The 15,310-nt window shown below is 62.0% G+C and carries 11 protein-coding genes and 1 pseudogene; 6 read left to right on the top strand and 6 right to left on the bottom strand.

Annotation, left to right across the window (positions count from 1 at the left end):
* The first annotated feature begins 16 nt into the window (after positions 1 to 16).
* Positions 17 to 2,413 carry an ATP-binding protein gene (locus ACQR1W_RS25045; protein ID WP_434853294.1) on the top strand — a complete coding sequence of 799 codons (2,397 nt, stop codon included), beginning with the start codon at positions 17 to 19 and terminating at the stop codon, positions 2,411 to 2,413.
* Between the two features lie 69 nt (positions 2,414 to 2,482).
* Here the strand turns inward: ACQR1W_RS25045 and ACQR1W_RS25040 are convergent, their stop codons facing one another.
* Positions 2,483 to 4,792, bottom strand: coding sequence for an FdhF/YdeP family oxidoreductase (locus ACQR1W_RS25040; protein ID WP_434853293.1), 2,310 nt, complete (start codon positions 4,790 to 4,792; stop codon positions 2,483 to 2,485).
* A 258-nt stretch (positions 4,793 to 5,050) separates the two neighbouring features.
* On the opposite strand from ACQR1W_RS25040, the gene ACQR1W_RS25035 reads away from it, so the two are divergent.
* A complete protein-coding gene (locus ACQR1W_RS25035; protein WP_434853292.1) occupies positions 5,051 to 6,298 on the top strand; it encodes an oxalate decarboxylase family bicupin in 1,248 nt (415 codons plus the stop codon).
* 61 nt (positions 6,299 to 6,359) lie between these two features.
* The gene (locus ACQR1W_RS25030) at positions 6,360 to 6,911 is read left to right on the top strand and encodes a hypothetical protein (protein WP_434853291.1); all 552 of its coding nucleotides are present in this window, start codon (positions 6,360 to 6,362) and stop codon (positions 6,909 to 6,911) included.
* 130 nt (positions 6,912 to 7,041) lie between these two features.
* On the opposite strand, the gene cydB is transcribed toward ACQR1W_RS25030, so the two are convergent.
* From cydB to ACQR1W_RS25005, 5 genes are all read right to left on the bottom strand, one after another.
* A complete protein-coding gene (gene cydB / locus ACQR1W_RS25025) occupies positions 7,042 to 8,028 on the bottom strand; it encodes a cytochrome d ubiquinol oxidase subunit II (protein ID WP_434853290.1) in 987 nt (328 codons plus the stop codon).
* Between the two features lie 3 nt (positions 8,029 to 8,031).
* A complete protein-coding gene (locus tag ACQR1W_RS25020) occupies positions 8,032 to 9,444 on the bottom strand; it encodes a cytochrome ubiquinol oxidase subunit I (RefSeq protein ID WP_434853289.1) in 1,413 nt (470 codons plus the stop codon).
* 118 nt (positions 9,445 to 9,562) lie between these two features.
* Positions 9,563 to 10,237: a YoaK family protein gene (locus ACQR1W_RS25015; RefSeq protein WP_434853288.1), complete on the bottom strand. Its 675-nt coding sequence runs from the start codon at positions 10,235 to 10,237 to the stop codon at positions 9,563 to 9,565.
* 18 nt (positions 10,238 to 10,255) lie between these two features.
* Entirely contained in the window at positions 10,256 to 11,089 is an 834-nt protein-coding gene (fdhD, locus tag ACQR1W_RS25010; protein ID WP_434853287.1) for a formate dehydrogenase accessory sulfurtransferase FdhD, read from the bottom strand.
* 6 nt (positions 11,090 to 11,095) lie between these two features.
* On the bottom strand, positions 11,096 to 11,695 hold the full coding sequence (locus ACQR1W_RS25005) for an HdeD family acid-resistance protein (protein WP_434853286.1): 600 nt from the start codon (positions 11,693 to 11,695) through the stop codon (positions 11,096 to 11,098).
* A 377-nt stretch (positions 11,696 to 12,072) separates the two neighbouring features.
* On the opposite strand from ACQR1W_RS25005, the gene ACQR1W_RS25000 reads away from it, so the two are divergent.
* The 3 genes and pseudogenes from ACQR1W_RS25000 to ACQR1W_RS24990 all read left to right on the top strand — a co-directional run.
* Positions 12,073 to 12,966, top strand: a complete 894-nt coding sequence (locus tag ACQR1W_RS25000) for an SDR family NAD(P)-dependent oxidoreductase (protein ID WP_434853285.1) — start codon at positions 12,073 to 12,075, stop codon at positions 12,964 to 12,966.
* Positions 12,967 to 13,077: 111 nt separating this feature from the next.
* A complete protein-coding gene (locus ACQR1W_RS24995) occupies positions 13,078 to 13,950 on the top strand; it encodes a helix-turn-helix domain-containing protein (protein WP_434853284.1) in 873 nt (290 codons plus the stop codon).
* Between the two features lie 110 nt (positions 13,951 to 14,060).
* Positions 14,061 to 14,522: pseudogene (locus tag ACQR1W_RS24990) on the top strand (winged helix-turn-helix domain-containing protein); the annotation flags it as partial.
* Between the last annotated feature and the right edge of the window lie 788 nt (positions 14,523 to 15,310).

Below are 15,310 nucleotides of genomic sequence, written 5' to 3'. Positions count from 1 at the left end.
ATCCACGGTGCGCTCGATGACGGCGGACCGCCGGATGTCGAACAGGAATAAGCACGCGACTGGTTCTCGCCGAACATGGTCCGAGCGGTCGTGGCTTCACCTGCGGCCGATCCGAACAAAAGGCTGGAAGCTCCGCGTTCTGCCTCACGCCGTCTATTCGATGTTCGGCAGTACGGCGCTGGCGCTGCTGTCGTCCATCTGTTTCCTGCTCAGCTTGAATTTTGCCACGACCGCTTTCGTGCTTTTGATCGTCATTGTGCTGCTCGCCCTGCGCGACGGCCTTGTTTCCTCCGTGACCTTCTCCGCCGTCGCGACCGCTTGCCTCGTCTTCCTGTTCGTCGAGCCGGTCTACTCGTCTGCCGTAGATGAGTTCTGGGACTTGATCCCCTTGGCCGCCTTTCTGTCCACGTCGCTCGTGATCGTCAGCCTGATCAGGCGGCTCCGCATGCTGGAACGTGCGCATGGCGAACAGGCCAATCTACTCGATCTCACGACGAACGCTATCTTCCTCCGTAACACAGATCATGTCATCGTCTACTGGAACCGAGGCGCCGAGGAACTCTATGGGTGGACGCGGGAGGAAGCCGTCGGGACAGTCGCCGACGAGCTTCTGCAGACCGCGTTTCCTGCTCCTCGTCTGGAGATCGACACCAGGCTACTACAGACGGGCCGGTGGCAAGGCGAACTGATTCACACGACCAGATGCGGCAAGAAGGTCATCGTCGCCAGCCGTTGGTCAACGCAGTACAACGACCTCGGACTGACCATCGGCACACTCGAGAGCAATACCGATGTCACGGAGTGCAGGCGTGCCGAAGATGCACTGCGGCGAGTCCAGGCAGCCTATCTCACCGAAGCACAGAGGCTCAGCCACACCGGAAGCTTCGGATGGAATGTCTCCAGCGGCGAACTCTTCTGGTCCGACGAAACGTTCCGGATTTTCGATGTCGAGCGGACATTGTCCCCATCGCTAAATCTCGTCCTCGAGCGCACACATCCCGACGACGTCGCCGCGGTACGCCAGGCCATCGGTCGTGCAGCCCGCGAGCGGCATGATTTTTCCCACGAACACCGCCTGCTTCTGAAGAACGGCGAGATCAGGCACATACGTGTGGTCGCACGCGGAACAACGGACGACCAAGGGCAATTCCAGTTTATCGGCGCGGTCATGGACGTTACCGCCCAGAAGAAGGCTCATAGCGAGCTGGAGCGCAGCGAGCAGCGCTACCGTCACCTGTTCAGCCGGATGCCGATCGCTCTTCGGCAACTTGATGCGAGCAAGCTGGCAGGGCTGTTCAAACGATTGCGCGCGGAGGGCGTCACCGATCTTGGCAGCTATTTCGACAGCCATCCCGAGTTCCTGTACACCTGCATGGAGGCGCTCTCCTATCAAGAGTCCAATCAGCGGTTCATTCAGATGTTCGGAGGACCTGGCGCCAATGTTGTACGCCCCATCACCCATTCCTGGAAGGAACGGCCCGATACGTTCCGGCGCGCTATGGAGTCCCGCTTCCGTGGCGAGGCGAGTTTTGAGGAAGAGACCAGAATGGTCACCTGGGACGGCCGCGTGATCGACGTTCTCTTCATCACGGCGCGTGTCGGGCCGATCAACGATTCGGAAGTGAGCCTCGTCGGCACGATCGACATCTCACAACGGCTTCGTGTCCAGGAAAGGCTTCGGCAGGTCCAAGCAGAGTTCGCGCATGCCGCGCGAGTCTCGATGCTCGGCGAGCTTACCGCTTCCATCGCCCACGAGGTCAATCAGCCGCTGGCTGCCATCGCGACCAATGGCGCGGCCAGCCTGCGGTGGCTTGCCAGGCCCAATCCTAACCTGGCCGAGGTGCACGAGGGAATTGAAAATATGATTGCCAATGCCCGACGGGCCGCGAACATCGTGGCACGCATTCACGCGATGGCATCGCGCAAGGCGCCGGAGCGAACCTTTCTGTTGCTTGACGATGTCATTCGCGAATCGCTTCTCTTCGTTCGACACGAGATGGAATCCCGCAGCGTAACGATCCTGCACCGCTCTGACCCGACCGCACCGCAGGTGCTCGGTGACCGCACCCAGCTCCAGCAGGTCATTGTGAATCTGGCGATCAACGCCATGCAGGCGATGATGCAGACGGGCAGCGAGTGTCGGAAGATCGTCATCAGCACAGCCAGGCACGATTCAAGCGCGATATGCTGCTCTGTGGAGGACAGCGGTCCGGGCCTCGGCGCCGAGCAGATCGACCGGCTGTTCGAGAGCTTTTTCACGACCAAGGACAGCGGCATGGGGATGGGCCTGCCGATCTGCCGGTCCATTGTCGAAGCGCATGGCGGCGAGATCGGCGCCGACGCTCATGGCGCCGAGGGTGGCGCCCGGTTCTGGTTTGCGCTGCCGGTCCCCGCGTCAACGGTGTGCGAATAACCGCAGCGCGGCTGCGGGCCGCAATGCGGCGAGGCTGCTTCGGGGGCGGCGGCCGGTCGCGTTGCACGTCTATTGCTCGAACTCGCCGTCTGTGTTGGTCGAAGTCGAGCGCACCAGGCGGATCGGAATACCCTTGTAGGATGGCGTGAAGCTCATGGGATCGCGGGCATAGAGCGGCACCAGCGGGTTGGTCTCCGGATAGTAGGCTGCGCAGCAGCCGGCCGGGAACGAATAGGCGACCACGCGGAAGTTGCGCACGATCCGCACGCTGCCATCCGTCGATTCCGTGATCAGGTCGACGCGGTCTCCGTCGATGAGGCCCCGCTTCTTCAACTCGTTTTCATTGAGGAACACAACGTCGCGCTGACCATAGACGCCGCGATAGCGGTCGGACATCGAATAAAGCGTGGTGTTATACTGGTCATGGCTGCGTATAGAGGTGAGCCAAAGGCTATCGGGATCGCTCTGCGGCGGATCTTCACCGCAGCCTTCGAACACCAGGAAGTTGGCCTTGCCGGACGGCGTCGCCCATATGCGCTCACGCGCAGTCGAGGTGAGATGGAAGCCGCCCGGCACACGGATCCGCGCGTTGTAGCCCTGGAAGATCGGAAAGACGGCCTCGATCGCATCGCGGATACGATCATAATCGGCAACGAAATCGTCCCAATTGACCACCGTGCGCTGACCGAGCGTCGCCTTCGCCACGCCGGCGATGATCGCCACTTCGCTCAGAAGGTGTTCCGAGGCCGGTTTGTTGCGCCCGCCCGAGGCATGAACCATGGACATCGAGTCCTCCACCGTGATCGACTGCGGCCCTGCCGCCTGGATGTCGATTTCGGTGCGACCGAGGCAGGGCAGGATCAGCGCGGCGCGGCCGTGGATCAGATGGCTTCGGTTGAGCTTGGTGGAGACGTGGACAGTGAGATCGAGCTTCCGCAGTGCGGCCCGCGTTGCCTGCCAATCCGGGATAGCCGCCGCAAAATTGCCGCCCATCGCGAAGAAGACCTTCATCTCGCCGCTGATTATCGCCTCCAATGCGGTGACGACATTGTGTCCCGGCGCCGTCGGCGGCTTGAAGCCGAACCGTTGCTCCAAACGGTCGAGAAACTCAGCGCTGGGCGCCTCCGTGATGCCGACGGTGCGATCTCCCTGCACGTTGGAATGGCCGCGAACCGGACAGACGCCCGCGCCTTCCCGTCCCACATTGCCCCGCAACAAAGCGAGATTGGCGATCTGCTGCACGTTGTGCGCACCACGCCGGTGCTGGGTGATACCCATGCCAAAAACGAGAATGGCGCGCTGCGCCTTCCCATAGGCGTCGGCTGCATATTCCAGGTCTTCACGGGTCAAGCCGGACTGACGTTCGATGTCGGGCCATTGCGTGCGCTTGAGGTCGTCGACCAGCGCTTCGATCCCGATCGTGTGCCCGTGGATGAAATCCCAGTCCAGGATCTGCGGTTGCTCGGCGGCGCGCGCGGCCTCATCCGCTTCGACCAGGATCTTCATGATCCCCTTGAGGACGGCGACGTCACCGCCGACCCGGACCTGGAACAGCTTCGAGCTGATCGCGGTCGACGTCAGCGTGATCATCTCGACGGGACTCTGCGGCGCCTGGAAGCGTTCCAGCGCGCGCTCGCGGAACGGATTGAACGAGATGATCGACGCGCCGCGGCGGGCCGCATTGCGCAGGCTCGTCATCATCCGCGGGCTGTTAGTCCCCGGATTCTGGCCGAAGATGAAGATGCAGTCGGTCTTGTCGAAGTCCTCCAGCAGCACGGTGCCTTTGCCGACGCCGAGCGAATGCGGCAGGCCGACGCTGGTCGCCTCGTGGCACATATTGGAGCAGTCAGGAAAATTGTTGGTGCCGTATTCGCGCACGAACAGCTGGTAGAGAAAGGCGGCTTCGTTCGAGGTCCGCCCGGACGTATAGAAATCTGCCATGTTCGGGTCGGGCAACTCCCGCAGGTGCCGGCCGATCATATCGAAGGCATCGCTCCACTCTACCGGAAGATAGCGATCGGATGCCGCGTCATAAGCCATCGGATGCGTGAGCCGTCCAACCATTTCGAGATCATAGTCACTCCACGTCGCAAGCTCCGCGACGGTATGCCGGGCGAAAAACTCCGGCGTGCATCGCTTGGCGGTCGCTTCCCAGGCGATCGCCTTGCCGCCATTTTCACAGAACTCGAATGACGACGTATGCTTCGGATCGGGCCAGGCGCAACCGGGGCAATCAAAGCCTTGCGGCTGGTTCATGCGGCTCAGCGTTGCCGCGCCCTTCACCGGCACCCGCTGCACCAACAGGGCCTCGCTGAGCGCCTTGAGCGCTCCCCATCCGCCAGCGGGCTCACGATAGGGATGAACCGATTTCCTGGTCATCTGAGATATCTCGATGTGAACAATTCACACGCCAGTTAAGGTCCGCTGCGGTGGGTCGTCTTTTCAAATCGGGGTTCGGATTTCTCAATCGCACAACTCCGCGCGAGAGCGGCCGGCCTCATAGTCGGGAGCTGATAGTGCGTTCGAGAAAAAGTGTCGCCGTTCGCGGAAGCTGACTGGGCAAGCCGAAATTAGCTTGGAGCCTCGGGGCCTTCTGGTGATTGAGAGGCTCCCGACGGCTTCATAGGAGCGACCAACATGTTTTCACGACGCGATTTGCTGGCTGTGTCGGCGGCGGGCGCCGCCATCGTCGGCTCCAGCGCACGAGCAGCAACCTTCGGCAATCCTGACGAGCCGCCGCAAGGCGCCGTGAACGCCAAGAGCCCCGGGAGCGTGACCGATCCCGGCCCGCAAGATCCGGCTCTCGCCAAGCAGTTTCCCTCCGCGCAAACGCCGCCGGCGACTGACGTCGGCGGTCTGCAGATGGACTGGGCGTCGTTCAACAACGCCCCAAGGCGCATCCAGAACGGCGGCTGGGCCCGCCAGGTCACGGTCGATGATTTCGCGATCTCGAAGGAAATCTCGGGCGTGAATATGCGCCTCTCGGCCGGCGGCATCCGCGAACTGCATTGGCATCAGGCGGCCGAATGGGCAATCATGACCTACGGCAATTGCCGCATCACGGTGCTCGATGCGCAGGGCCGCCCCTATGTCGCGGACGTCAAGTCCGGCGACCTCTGGTACTTTCCGTCGGGCGCGCCGCATTCCCTGCAAGGGCTCGGGCCCGACGGCTGCGAATTCGTCATCTGCTTCGACGACGGCCACGCCAACGAATTCAACACGCTGCTGGTGACGGACTGGTTCGCCCATACGCCTCCCGAGGTGCTGGCAAGGAATTTCGGGGTCCCGGCGGAAGCCTTCGCGAATATTCCGTTGCATAATCTCTGGATCTTCCAGGGCACGGTGCCGGGTGACCTCGCCGCAGATCGTGCCGCTGTCGCCAGGCATGCCGAGGCGCCGCCCTACCCGTTCGTCTATCCGCTCGGCAGCTCGGCTCCCCTGAAGCAAAATTCCAGCGGCAGCATCCGGATCGCCGATAGCACCAATTTCAAGGTCGCGACGACCGTCGCATCGGCGCTGGTGTCGATGCCTCCGGGCGCGATCAGGGAGATGCACTGGCATCCGAACGCGGACGAGTGGCAGTACTACATCAAGGGCAAGGCGCGGATGACGGTGTTCGATACCGGCCCCAATGCGCGCACGACCGATTTTTCCGCCGGTGACATCGGCTATGTCCCGCGCAATCTCGGACATTACGTCGAGAATGTCGGCGACACCGAGCTGCAATTCGTCGGCGTCTTCCGCGCACCACGCTACGAGGAAATCTCACTTTCGAACTGGCTCGCCCACACACCGCCCAAACTGGTCGCCCAGCATCTCAACATCGATGAGAAGCTGATCGCCCAGTGGCCGGACAACAGTCCGGGCACCATGCCAAAGTCTTGAATCAGGAAACAGCGCCGGATTAGGCGCCGATCAACATGATCGAATGCGAAGGAGATTGAATATGCAAAAGGGATTTTTCGTTCTCGCCTTTAAGCTTGCCGTTCTCTCGGTGTCTTCAGCTGTCGCCGCGCCGGCACCTTACAAAGATCCGCTCGACATGCAGACACTGAACGACATCGAATCGCATTTCGACGAGGTCATGGAGCTGGCCAACCGGCACGACATCAAAGCGCTGCACGAGATGTTCTGGCAGTCTCCGTCAACGTTGCTGGTCGCCAAGAGCGCCGATCCATCCGAGGGCAATTGGGCGGGCTTTTGGGGCAACGGTGCCATCGACCAGAAGCTGCATGATATCGCCGCGTCAGGGCCGGTCGTGCTCACACCTGACCGCTCCAAGCTGAAGGTCGTCGGCTTGACTTCTGATGTTGCTGAATCGTACGCGCCCGTCACCATAACGGTGTCGTATGCCGGACAAGATGGCAAGCCAGAGCCATTTCTGATGATGTTCACTTGGATCAAGATCTCAAACGAGTGGAAGATTGCATCCGAAATCATTCTGCCGGTGCCGCCGGTCCCGGTAGCGAAAGGTCTACCGGCGAAAGAACCTCAATAAGGTTTGTGACAAGGCCGCGTGCCTCTGCGAAACGATCACAAATCGTGCAAGCACGCTTCGCTCGTTCGATCACCTCAGTCTGTCACGCACATTGGCCGGCTGAGATCACACCTCGTCGCCGCCTCCGCTCTCAGTAGTGGCCTGGAGCGGAGCCGAACTTGCCCCGGAAGACATGGAAGCCGGTCACGACATAGACGAGCATCAGCGGGAAGATGATGAGGCCTTCTCCCCAGAACATGAAGGCAAGACTCGCATGCGGCGCAGCCGCCTCGTCGATTGTGATGGCAAACGGCACCATGTAGGGCCAGAACGAAACAGCCAGGGTGCCAAACGCCATCACGAAGATCAGGGAGACCATGTGGAATGGCCAATAGTCGTCGTGACGCAGGATGCTGGATGCGAGCACGCACGCTGCCCCGACGCCGATCGCCGGAAAGACGAACAGATAGGGCCGCTCGATCCATCGATGTAGAATCGGAAGATGCTGCAGCAATGCGTGGCTGAAAACGAGGATCAGAAACGCCAGCACTCCGATCGCAAGCACTGGCACCTGCGCACGGGCGACATCGCCAACGATCCCACCGCGCTTTCTAACGAGCCAGCAAGCTCCAAGCAGCGCATAGCCCAGGCAAAGGCCGACACCGCACAGCACGGAAAATGTGCTGAACCAGCCGAACGTGCCTCCCATATATTGGCCGTTTGCAATGGGCAGTCCCTGCACGAGAGCCCCGACCATCGCTCCCTGCATGAAGCTTGCGACCAGGGAACCGCCGCCGAAACTCAGGTCCCAGATCCAGCGCGATCGCTGCGATTTGTTGCGGAATTCAAATGCAACCCCGCGCAGGACCAATCCCAGCAGCATAAAGATCACCGGAAGGTAGAACGCGGAGAGCACCGTTGCATAAACGACCGGAAACCCGCCCCACAGGATCACGCCGGTCACCACGAGCCAGGTCTCGTTGCCGTCCCAGAACGGCGCGATTGCACCCAGCATGGCGCGCCGCCGCGGCTCACTGTTCGGCAGCAGGAACAGGATCCCGACGCCCAGATCGAAGCCGTCGAGCAGGAGGTAGACGAGGATGCTGATCGCCAGCAAGGCGACCCAGAACGTAACCATGTCTTATTCTCCTGCTTGCGGGTAGCTGTGGGCCGAGAGGGGCTCCGGATCGGCGACCGACATCGGCCGGTTGGGCATGGCGCCGGATGCGACCTCGGCCAGGGTGCCGCCGGGACCTGCTCGCAACAGCCGATAGATGAAAGCGATGCCAAATGAGAAGATGAAGGCGTAGACAGCGCCGAACAGCACCAGCGTGGTCAACGCCGCATCCGCGGTCAGGAATGGCGTCATGGCTTGTGCCGTGCGCAGCATGCCGTAGACGACCCAGGGCTGCCGACCGACCTCGGCGGTGTACCAGCCCGCCAACGTCGCGACGAAGGGCAGCGGGAAGCTCAGGAAGATAAACCGCAGCAACCAGCGGCTGCGTTCGATTTGATGATGCATGATCCGCCAGGACCCGAGCCATGCCAGCGCCAGCATGATCAAGCCGCAGCCGACCATGAGGCGGAAAGTCAGGAACGGAATGAGGACCGGTGGCCGGTCCTCAGCCGGGAAGGACGTCAACCCGACCTCCTTGGAGGTGGTGGTCATGCTCGCGATGATGCTGCCGAGCGCCGGTATCTTGAGCTCGTAGCGGTTCGACTCGGTTGTCGCGTCGGGAATTGCGACGATCACCTCACCAGCAGGCTGCTCGTCGTGCCAGCGCGCCTCGATCGCCGCAAACTTGGCGGGCTGATGCTGATGCACATAATCGCCGACCAGATGTCCGAACACGAGCTGTGCCGGGACCAGGACGGCTGCGAGAAACAGCCCCATGCGAAGCATGATCTGCGCTTCGGCGTGGTAGGTCTTGCGCAGCATGTACCACGCCCCGGTCGCCGCCACGCAGAACGCGCTGGACAGATACGCCGCAATCAGCATGTGGACGAAGCGGACCATTGCCACCGGGTTGAAGATGATCTTCAGCCAGTCGTCTGGAACGAACATGCCATTTTGCTGCACATAGCCAACGGGAACCTGCATCCAACTGTTGTTGATCATGATCCAGAAGGCGGAGAGCGTGGTGCCCAGCGCGACCATCGCCGCGGAGAAAAGATAGAACCAGGGATGCACCCGGGGTCTGCCGAAAACCAGGATGCCGAAGAAGCTCGCCTCCAGCATGAAGGCGGTGAACGTCTCATAGGACAGGAGCGGCCCCTGGATCGGGCCCGACATCTTCGACAATTCGCTCCAGTTCGTTCCGAACTGAAAGCCCATCACGACGCCCGAGACGACGCCGAGGCCGAATGCGATACCGAATATCTTGAGCCAGAACTCGAACAGCACCTGATACACCTGCCGACTCGTGCTCAGATGCAATGCCTCGAGCAAGGTGAGCCAGGCGGCAAGGCCGATGGTGAACGCCGGAAAGATGATGTGAAAGGAGATGGTGAAAGCGAATTGCAGCCGCGAAAGAAGTAGAGCCGTGGCGTCCATGAGACTCTTACCTCGCCTCGAATTTTACAGAGCTCTGATCGACGCTAATGGCATCGAACGATTGAGGCTTCCGCAAACGCCCGCGCCGTTGCGGATACGCATGCTTTCGCGGAGGAGATCAGCTTGGACGGCAAGGGTGAGATGGCCGGCAGCAGAGCCAGAGCGCGCATATCGATAATGCGATCGGAAGGGCAAGACTGCCGGCGTGCAGCCGCGTCGTCACCCAGCCGCCGGCCGCGGCGCCCAACAGAAACATCATGCAGAGCGTGAGCATGACTTTGCCGCCATGCACGGCGTCGCGATCCGATGTTGCCACGAACTGCTCGACGGCGCTCAGCATGTTGCCGGTCATGGTGACCGAGAGATATTTCCGCCGCTCGACCTGCCTGAAGCTGGCCGATTGGAGGGCGCCGGCGAATGATAATCCGATGATCGCAACCGGCTCGGGGACGCGATGCAGCAACAGCATCACGACCGCCAGGCAAATCGCCTCTCCTGCAAGACAGAGCGGCGGCGCCCGGATCCGAACAGCCACCGCTGCACCTGCGACAAAGGCAAGAATCGGAAGGACGTGGCGAGCAGCCTGCTGCCATTGCCCCGACACGGCATAGATGCCGAGGAAGACAACATTGCCGGTCTGGGAGCTTGCAAAGACGCCGCCCAACGCGAGCCAGGTGAAGGCGTCAAGAAAGCCGCCCGACAGGCTCAGGAGGGATGCGACGACAAGCGACTGCTCAGGAGCCGCATCGCTGCGCTCGACCCGCGGCTCTGGCCTCAGGGCTTGCATGACCATTTGCACGCGCTCAAGGCGTCAGCGATCCACGCGCGGCGCGACATTGTCGGGCAGGAGAATCCGATGCGGATGGGTGAAGACGCCATATCCGTCATCGCGGGCAACCGCCAGCAGCGTCATTCCCGCGGCATCCGCGGTTCGGATGGCAAGCGCGGTCGGCGCGGAAACGGCGATCATCACCGGCACGCCGATCATCGCCGCTTTCTGCACCATCTCAACCGAAACACGGCTCGTCAGGAGTACGGCCCCGTCGCGAGCCGATCTGCCGTCGCGAACGATCGCGCCCACGAGCTTGTCGAGCGCATTGTGCCGTCCGACATCTTCCCTGATCAGGTCGATGCCGGTCGTGGGATCCCAGAAAGCCGCAGCGTGCACCGAATGCGTCTGCTGATTTAGTCTCTGAAGCGGAGCGAGCGCATGTATGGCCGTCAGCAGCTCTCGCGCATGAAAAGCGGTCTCCCCGCGCGCCAGCCGCGGGGGCGGCCGGCGCGCCTGTTCGAGGCTCTCGATGCCGCACAGCCCGCACCCGACCGGACCGCTCATGGCCCGGCGCCGCGCAGCCAGCGCCGCCGCGCGGTCGCCGTCGAGCCACATTCGCAGCTCGATGCCGAGCTCGCCTGGGATGACCTCGATGCTCCCGATCTCACCTGCCCGCGCCACGATGCCTTCAGTGAGCGTAAAGCCGATCCCGAAGTCCTCAAGGTCGGCCGGAGTCGCCATCATCACGGCATGGGTCGATCCGTTGTAGCTGAGCGCAATGGCGGTCTCCTCGGCGATCAGCCGCGACGTCGGCGTGGCGTGACCACGGCGCCACGCAATCTCCTGGTGGCGTGCGAATGTCGAGCCCGTCATCGTGGCTTACACCGGCGCCGGCTGGCCGGAACGCCGGGAGGCACGCGTCCTGAGCGCCAGCCCGAACGCAATCAGTCCCCATCCCTGGAAGATCAGATCGACGACCAGCATCGCGCCAAGCAACGACAGGCCGATGGCCGGCCATGCGGCAAGCAGCGTGATGCCGACGGAGAGCGTCAGAACGCCGGCAGCCGCGATCCAGCCCCAGCCCGCGGCCGGTCTCATATGGAAACCCACCGAGATCCGGATCACGCCGGCGGCAACAAGGAAGGCGCAGACAACGAGCGACAAGGTGAACGAGGCCAGGATCGGATCATAGACTATGATCGCACCGGCAGCCGCATAGACGATCCCAGCGAACAGCCAGAACAGAAAGCCGCGCAGGCTACGCACTGAAGCGGCATGCATGACCTGGAAAATCCCGGCAACCGCCATGCTGGCTCCGATCACCAGCACCGAAGCAAGACTCGCCGCCATCAGGTTGGCGGACGCAATGCCGCCCAGGATCAACTCGCCGAGGCCCAGCGCAACGAACCAACCCCATTTTCCGGTGATCGCGTGGATCGCCCTACCGAGCGATGCCCTCATATTCAACATGTCCGCCATGGCTTAACCCTTGTTCGCACGACCGGCTCTGTTCCGATCGCGAAATGGAGAGAAGCCTACGAAACCTGTCCCTGCCCAATCTTTCGCATCAACGGTCGATATTGCCCATCTGCACGATGCGGACCCTCCCGCGAGAAGGTTCTACAAATTGCCGTCCGCAGTCTCCCGGACGCTGTCCTGTGATGGAAGCCGGGCGTTTTCGAAACATTTCGTGCTTTTTCGAAATCGCTCGCCGCGATCGAAAGACCAGTCCTGTGCCGGCCGCGTATTGCTCAGACTCTTCGCGCAAAGCGGTGAAGCGGATTGCCGGACCGCGGAGTTATACCGCGTTTGAGCCGCGATTGGCGCGGAGAATTGGAAATGCGATTGGGGCGCGAATGGGCAAGGTGATCATTGTCACTGGGGCCTCGAACGGCTTCGGAACAAAGACATGCAAAGTACTGGCTCAGGCGGGGCACACGGTCTACTTTTCGGCGCGAGAAGCGAGAGGCCGCAACGCGCAGAAGGCCGAGGATATCAAGGCAGACGCCGACGGACATGGCGCCGATCTACGCACGATCGAGCTTGATACGTCCTCGGATGCCTCGGTGAATTCGGCCGTCGAAACCATTATCGCCGATAATAACAGGCTCGACGTCATCGTGCACAATGCCGGGGAGGTCGTCTATGGCCCGGCAGAGGCCTTTACGCCGGAGCAGCTCGCCGAACTCTATAATAGGAACGTGCTGGGCGCGCAGCGCCTCAATCGCGCGGCGTTACCGCAATTGCGCAAGCAGGGCCAGGGTCTGCTGGTCTGGGTCACCTCCAGCTGCGCGCGAGGTGGCTCGGTTCCGTTCCTGGGGGCCTATGCGTCGTCGAAAGCCGCGCTGGACGCGCTGGCCTTGAGCTATGCCGGCGAGCTCGCGCGCTGGGGTATCGAGACCACGATTGTTGTTCCGAGCGCGCTCGGGCCTGGCCATTATGTAGGCTCCGGCAGGCCGTTCGACACCATTCGGGCGGAAGACTACGCGGATGGTCCAACCGCCGATATGAGCGAAACCGCGCTTTCGGCGCTCGCCGAGCTGTCGCCGCGGGATCCGGCCCCGAACGACGTCGCAAGCGCAATCGCTGACGTCGTGAACATGCCGTTCGGACAGCGACCGCTCCGGGTTTATTGCGGTCCGGACCATGACGGGGCTGCTGCCGTCGATGCCGCGGCCGACCGCGCCCGCGCGGAACTGCTCCGTCGGATCGGACTGGCGGATATTCTCAAACCGGCCATGATCAGATAGATTGGTCCCGTCTCAAACATCTGGCGTGGGGCTTGAATGAGCGACGCAGCTGGAGCAGCAAGATCGCGTGGAGCTCGTGCGTATGGCGCTGACTTCGCCGGCTGCTTCGGAATGCCCGAGCCGCCGACACATGTCCATCGAACGCTGCGGCGCGGGCATCTTGCGGTCACCGAGCTGAAGTTCGACACGCCGATCGAGCAGAGCACGTCGCTGGGATATGATGACGCGTTCCTCGTATCGGTGTTTCTCAAGAACATCGTCGATCACGAATGCTGGTACAACGGACGCCCTCTTCCCGTCGAGACCTGGAACGCCGGCAACACCTACATTTTCGATCTGAGGCAGGATCCGAGGGCGCTCGTGCGCGGCCCTTCACACGTGGTTCATTTCTACCTGCCCCTTGGCGCCCTCAATGCATTCGCCGAGCAGCACGACGGCGGCGCAGTTTCGGACCTGATCCACAAGCCCGGCGTCGGCAGCGACGATGTCGTGATGACGCATCTTGCGCGAGCTGCGCTCGAAGCGTTCCGGGACCCGCACGTGATGACCGGACTGGTGCTCGATGAGCTCCTGAATGCGGCGTGCGCGCATGCGCTGGGACGTTACGGAACGGCTCGTTTTCCCGGCACGCATGCTGCCGGCCTTGCGCAATGGCAGGAGCATCGCGCGAAAGAAATGATGATCGAGCGCACGGATGTGTCGCTCGCCGAGCTGGCGCAGGAGTGCGGCCTGTCCGTTACTCATTTCGCGCGCGCGTTTCGTCGTACGACCGGCGTGTCGGCGCACCAATGGCTGCTTGGCCAGCGTGTGAGCAAGGCGAAGACGCTGCTCGAACGATCGAACCTCACTTTGGCGGACGTCGCCGCGCTCTGTGGCTTCTCGAGCCAGAGCCATCTCACTGCGGCGTTCAGGCAATACGCCGGCCTGAGCCCCGGACGCTGGCGTCGCACATTCGCGTCCTCGTCCGATGAGGCCGAGGACTGATGCCGCGAATTTGAATAGCCATGGCTGGTCGTTTTCTGCAATTCGCAGCTCTTTTCTGAAAATCGGCACAACATATGTGAGCCGCGTCCCTTGCGCGGCAAAGGCGACGCATGTGTCGTGCGCAGGCAATTCTTTACCGCGATGCTGTCGGATGTTACGCTCCGTTTAGTCGCTGTTTGTCGCATGCGGTCACAAGTCATCCCATGTCACGCGTCGGTTGTCGGGTGGAGATCCCTGAAATGGAGTCCCGCTGGACGAGCAATAGCAGGGCAACCGCTGTTGGACGTCCCGGTCAAACCATCTTCGTCTTTGGGCCGTTCCGCCTGGACGCCGCGCAGAGACGAATCGAGAGATATGGCACGCCGGTCCAATTGCCGGATCGCGCATTCGATATCCTGCTGATGCTGATCGCGCAGGCTGGCACTGTCGTCAGCAAGAGCGATCTGATCACCCGGGTATGGCCCCACTCCAACGTGGACGAGGGCAGCTTGCGTGTCCACGTCGCGGCCCTTCGCAAGGCACTTGGCGAAGACAGCGCCGGCACCAGATATCTGAGCACGGTCTCCGGGCGGGGTTACTGCTTTGTCGGTTCAGTGTCGCGCCTGGATCGTACGCAACTCGCACCGGTCACGCCCATCGAGGTCTCCAACCTGCCACCGCGCCCCCGGCATACGGTCGGACGCAAGCAAATTATCGACGACATATCCGATCAGCTAAGGACCCATCGCTTTGTTACCGTCGTCGGCTCCGGCGGCATTGGCAAGACCACGGTCGCGGTTTCTGTTGGCCACGCCCTGCTCACGGAATTCGCCGGTCAGGTCCATTTTCTGAGTCTCGACGAGGTCGGCGACGCCGCGCTCGTGCCCGGCGTTGCCGCATCGGCGCTTGGGCTGCCGGCGCATTCGAGCGATGCTTCGGATAGCCTGGCGGCATTTCTGCGCAACCGGCGAGTGCTGCTGATTCTCGACTGCTGCGAGCATGTCATCGAAACAGCCGCCGCCCTTGGCGAAAGGCTCTACAAGGAGGCGCCGGAGCTCCACATCCTTGCTACCAGCCGGGAGGCGTTGCGTGTGGAAGGGGAGCACATCCATCGCCTGCTGCCTCTCGCCGTTCCGCCGGACAACCTCGTTCTGACGGCGGCGAGCGCGCGCGCTTATTCGGCCGTCGAGCTCTTCGTGGAACGCGCAGCTGCAGGAAGCGGCGAATTCGAACTAACCAATGCGAATGCATCGGACGTCGGCAACCTCTGTCGCCGGCTCGACGGAATCCCGTTTGCTATCGAATTGATCGCCGGCCACGTGGGCGCATACGGGGTCAAGTCGATGGTCCAACTGCTCGAGAAGCAATTCAACCTGCTATG

Origin of the sequence: Bradyrhizobium sp. HKCCYLS1011, assembly GCF_051167795.1 — a bacterium.
Taxonomy (GTDB): Bacteria; Pseudomonadota; Alphaproteobacteria; order Rhizobiales; family Xanthobacteraceae; genus Bradyrhizobium.
Note: the sequence above shows the minus strand (reverse complement) of the source record. Positions and strands in the feature narration are given on the sequence as shown.

Coding starts and splice junctions, on each gene's coding strand:
- ACQR1W_RS25045 (WP_434853294.1), top strand. CDS start 17: ATGACGGCGGACCGCCGGATGTCGAACAGGAATAAGCACGCGACTGGT.
- ACQR1W_RS25040 (WP_434853293.1), bottom strand. CDS start 4,792: ATGACCAGGAAATCGGTTCATCCCTATCGTGAGCCCGCTGGCGGATGG.
- ACQR1W_RS25035 (WP_434853292.1), top strand. CDS start 5,051: ATGTTTTCACGACGCGATTTGCTGGCTGTGTCGGCGGCGGGCGCCGCC.
- ACQR1W_RS25030 (WP_434853291.1), top strand. CDS start 6,360: ATGCAAAAGGGATTTTTCGTTCTCGCCTTTAAGCTTGCCGTTCTCTCG.
- cydB (WP_434853290.1), bottom strand. CDS start 8,028: ATGGTTACGTTCTGGGTCGCCTTGCTGGCGATCAGCATCCTCGTCTAC.
- ACQR1W_RS25020 (WP_434853289.1), bottom strand. CDS start 9,444: ATGGACGCCACGGCTCTACTTCTTTCGCGGCTGCAATTCGCTTTCACC.
- ACQR1W_RS25015 (WP_434853288.1), bottom strand. CDS start 10,237: ATGGTCATGCAAGCCCTGAGGCCAGAGCCGCGGGTCGAGCGCAGCGAT.
- fdhD (WP_434853287.1), bottom strand. CDS start 11,089: ATGACGGGCTCGACATTCGCACGCCACCAGGAGATTGCGTGGCGCCGT.
- ACQR1W_RS25005 (WP_434853286.1), bottom strand. CDS start 11,695: ATGGCGGACATGTTGAATATGAGGGCATCGCTCGGTAGGGCGATCCAC.
- ACQR1W_RS25000 (WP_434853285.1), top strand. CDS start 12,073: ATGGGCAAGGTGATCATTGTCACTGGGGCCTCGAACGGCTTCGGAACA.
- ACQR1W_RS24995 (WP_434853284.1), top strand. CDS start 13,078: ATGCCCGAGCCGCCGACACATGTCCATCGAACGCTGCGGCGCGGGCAT.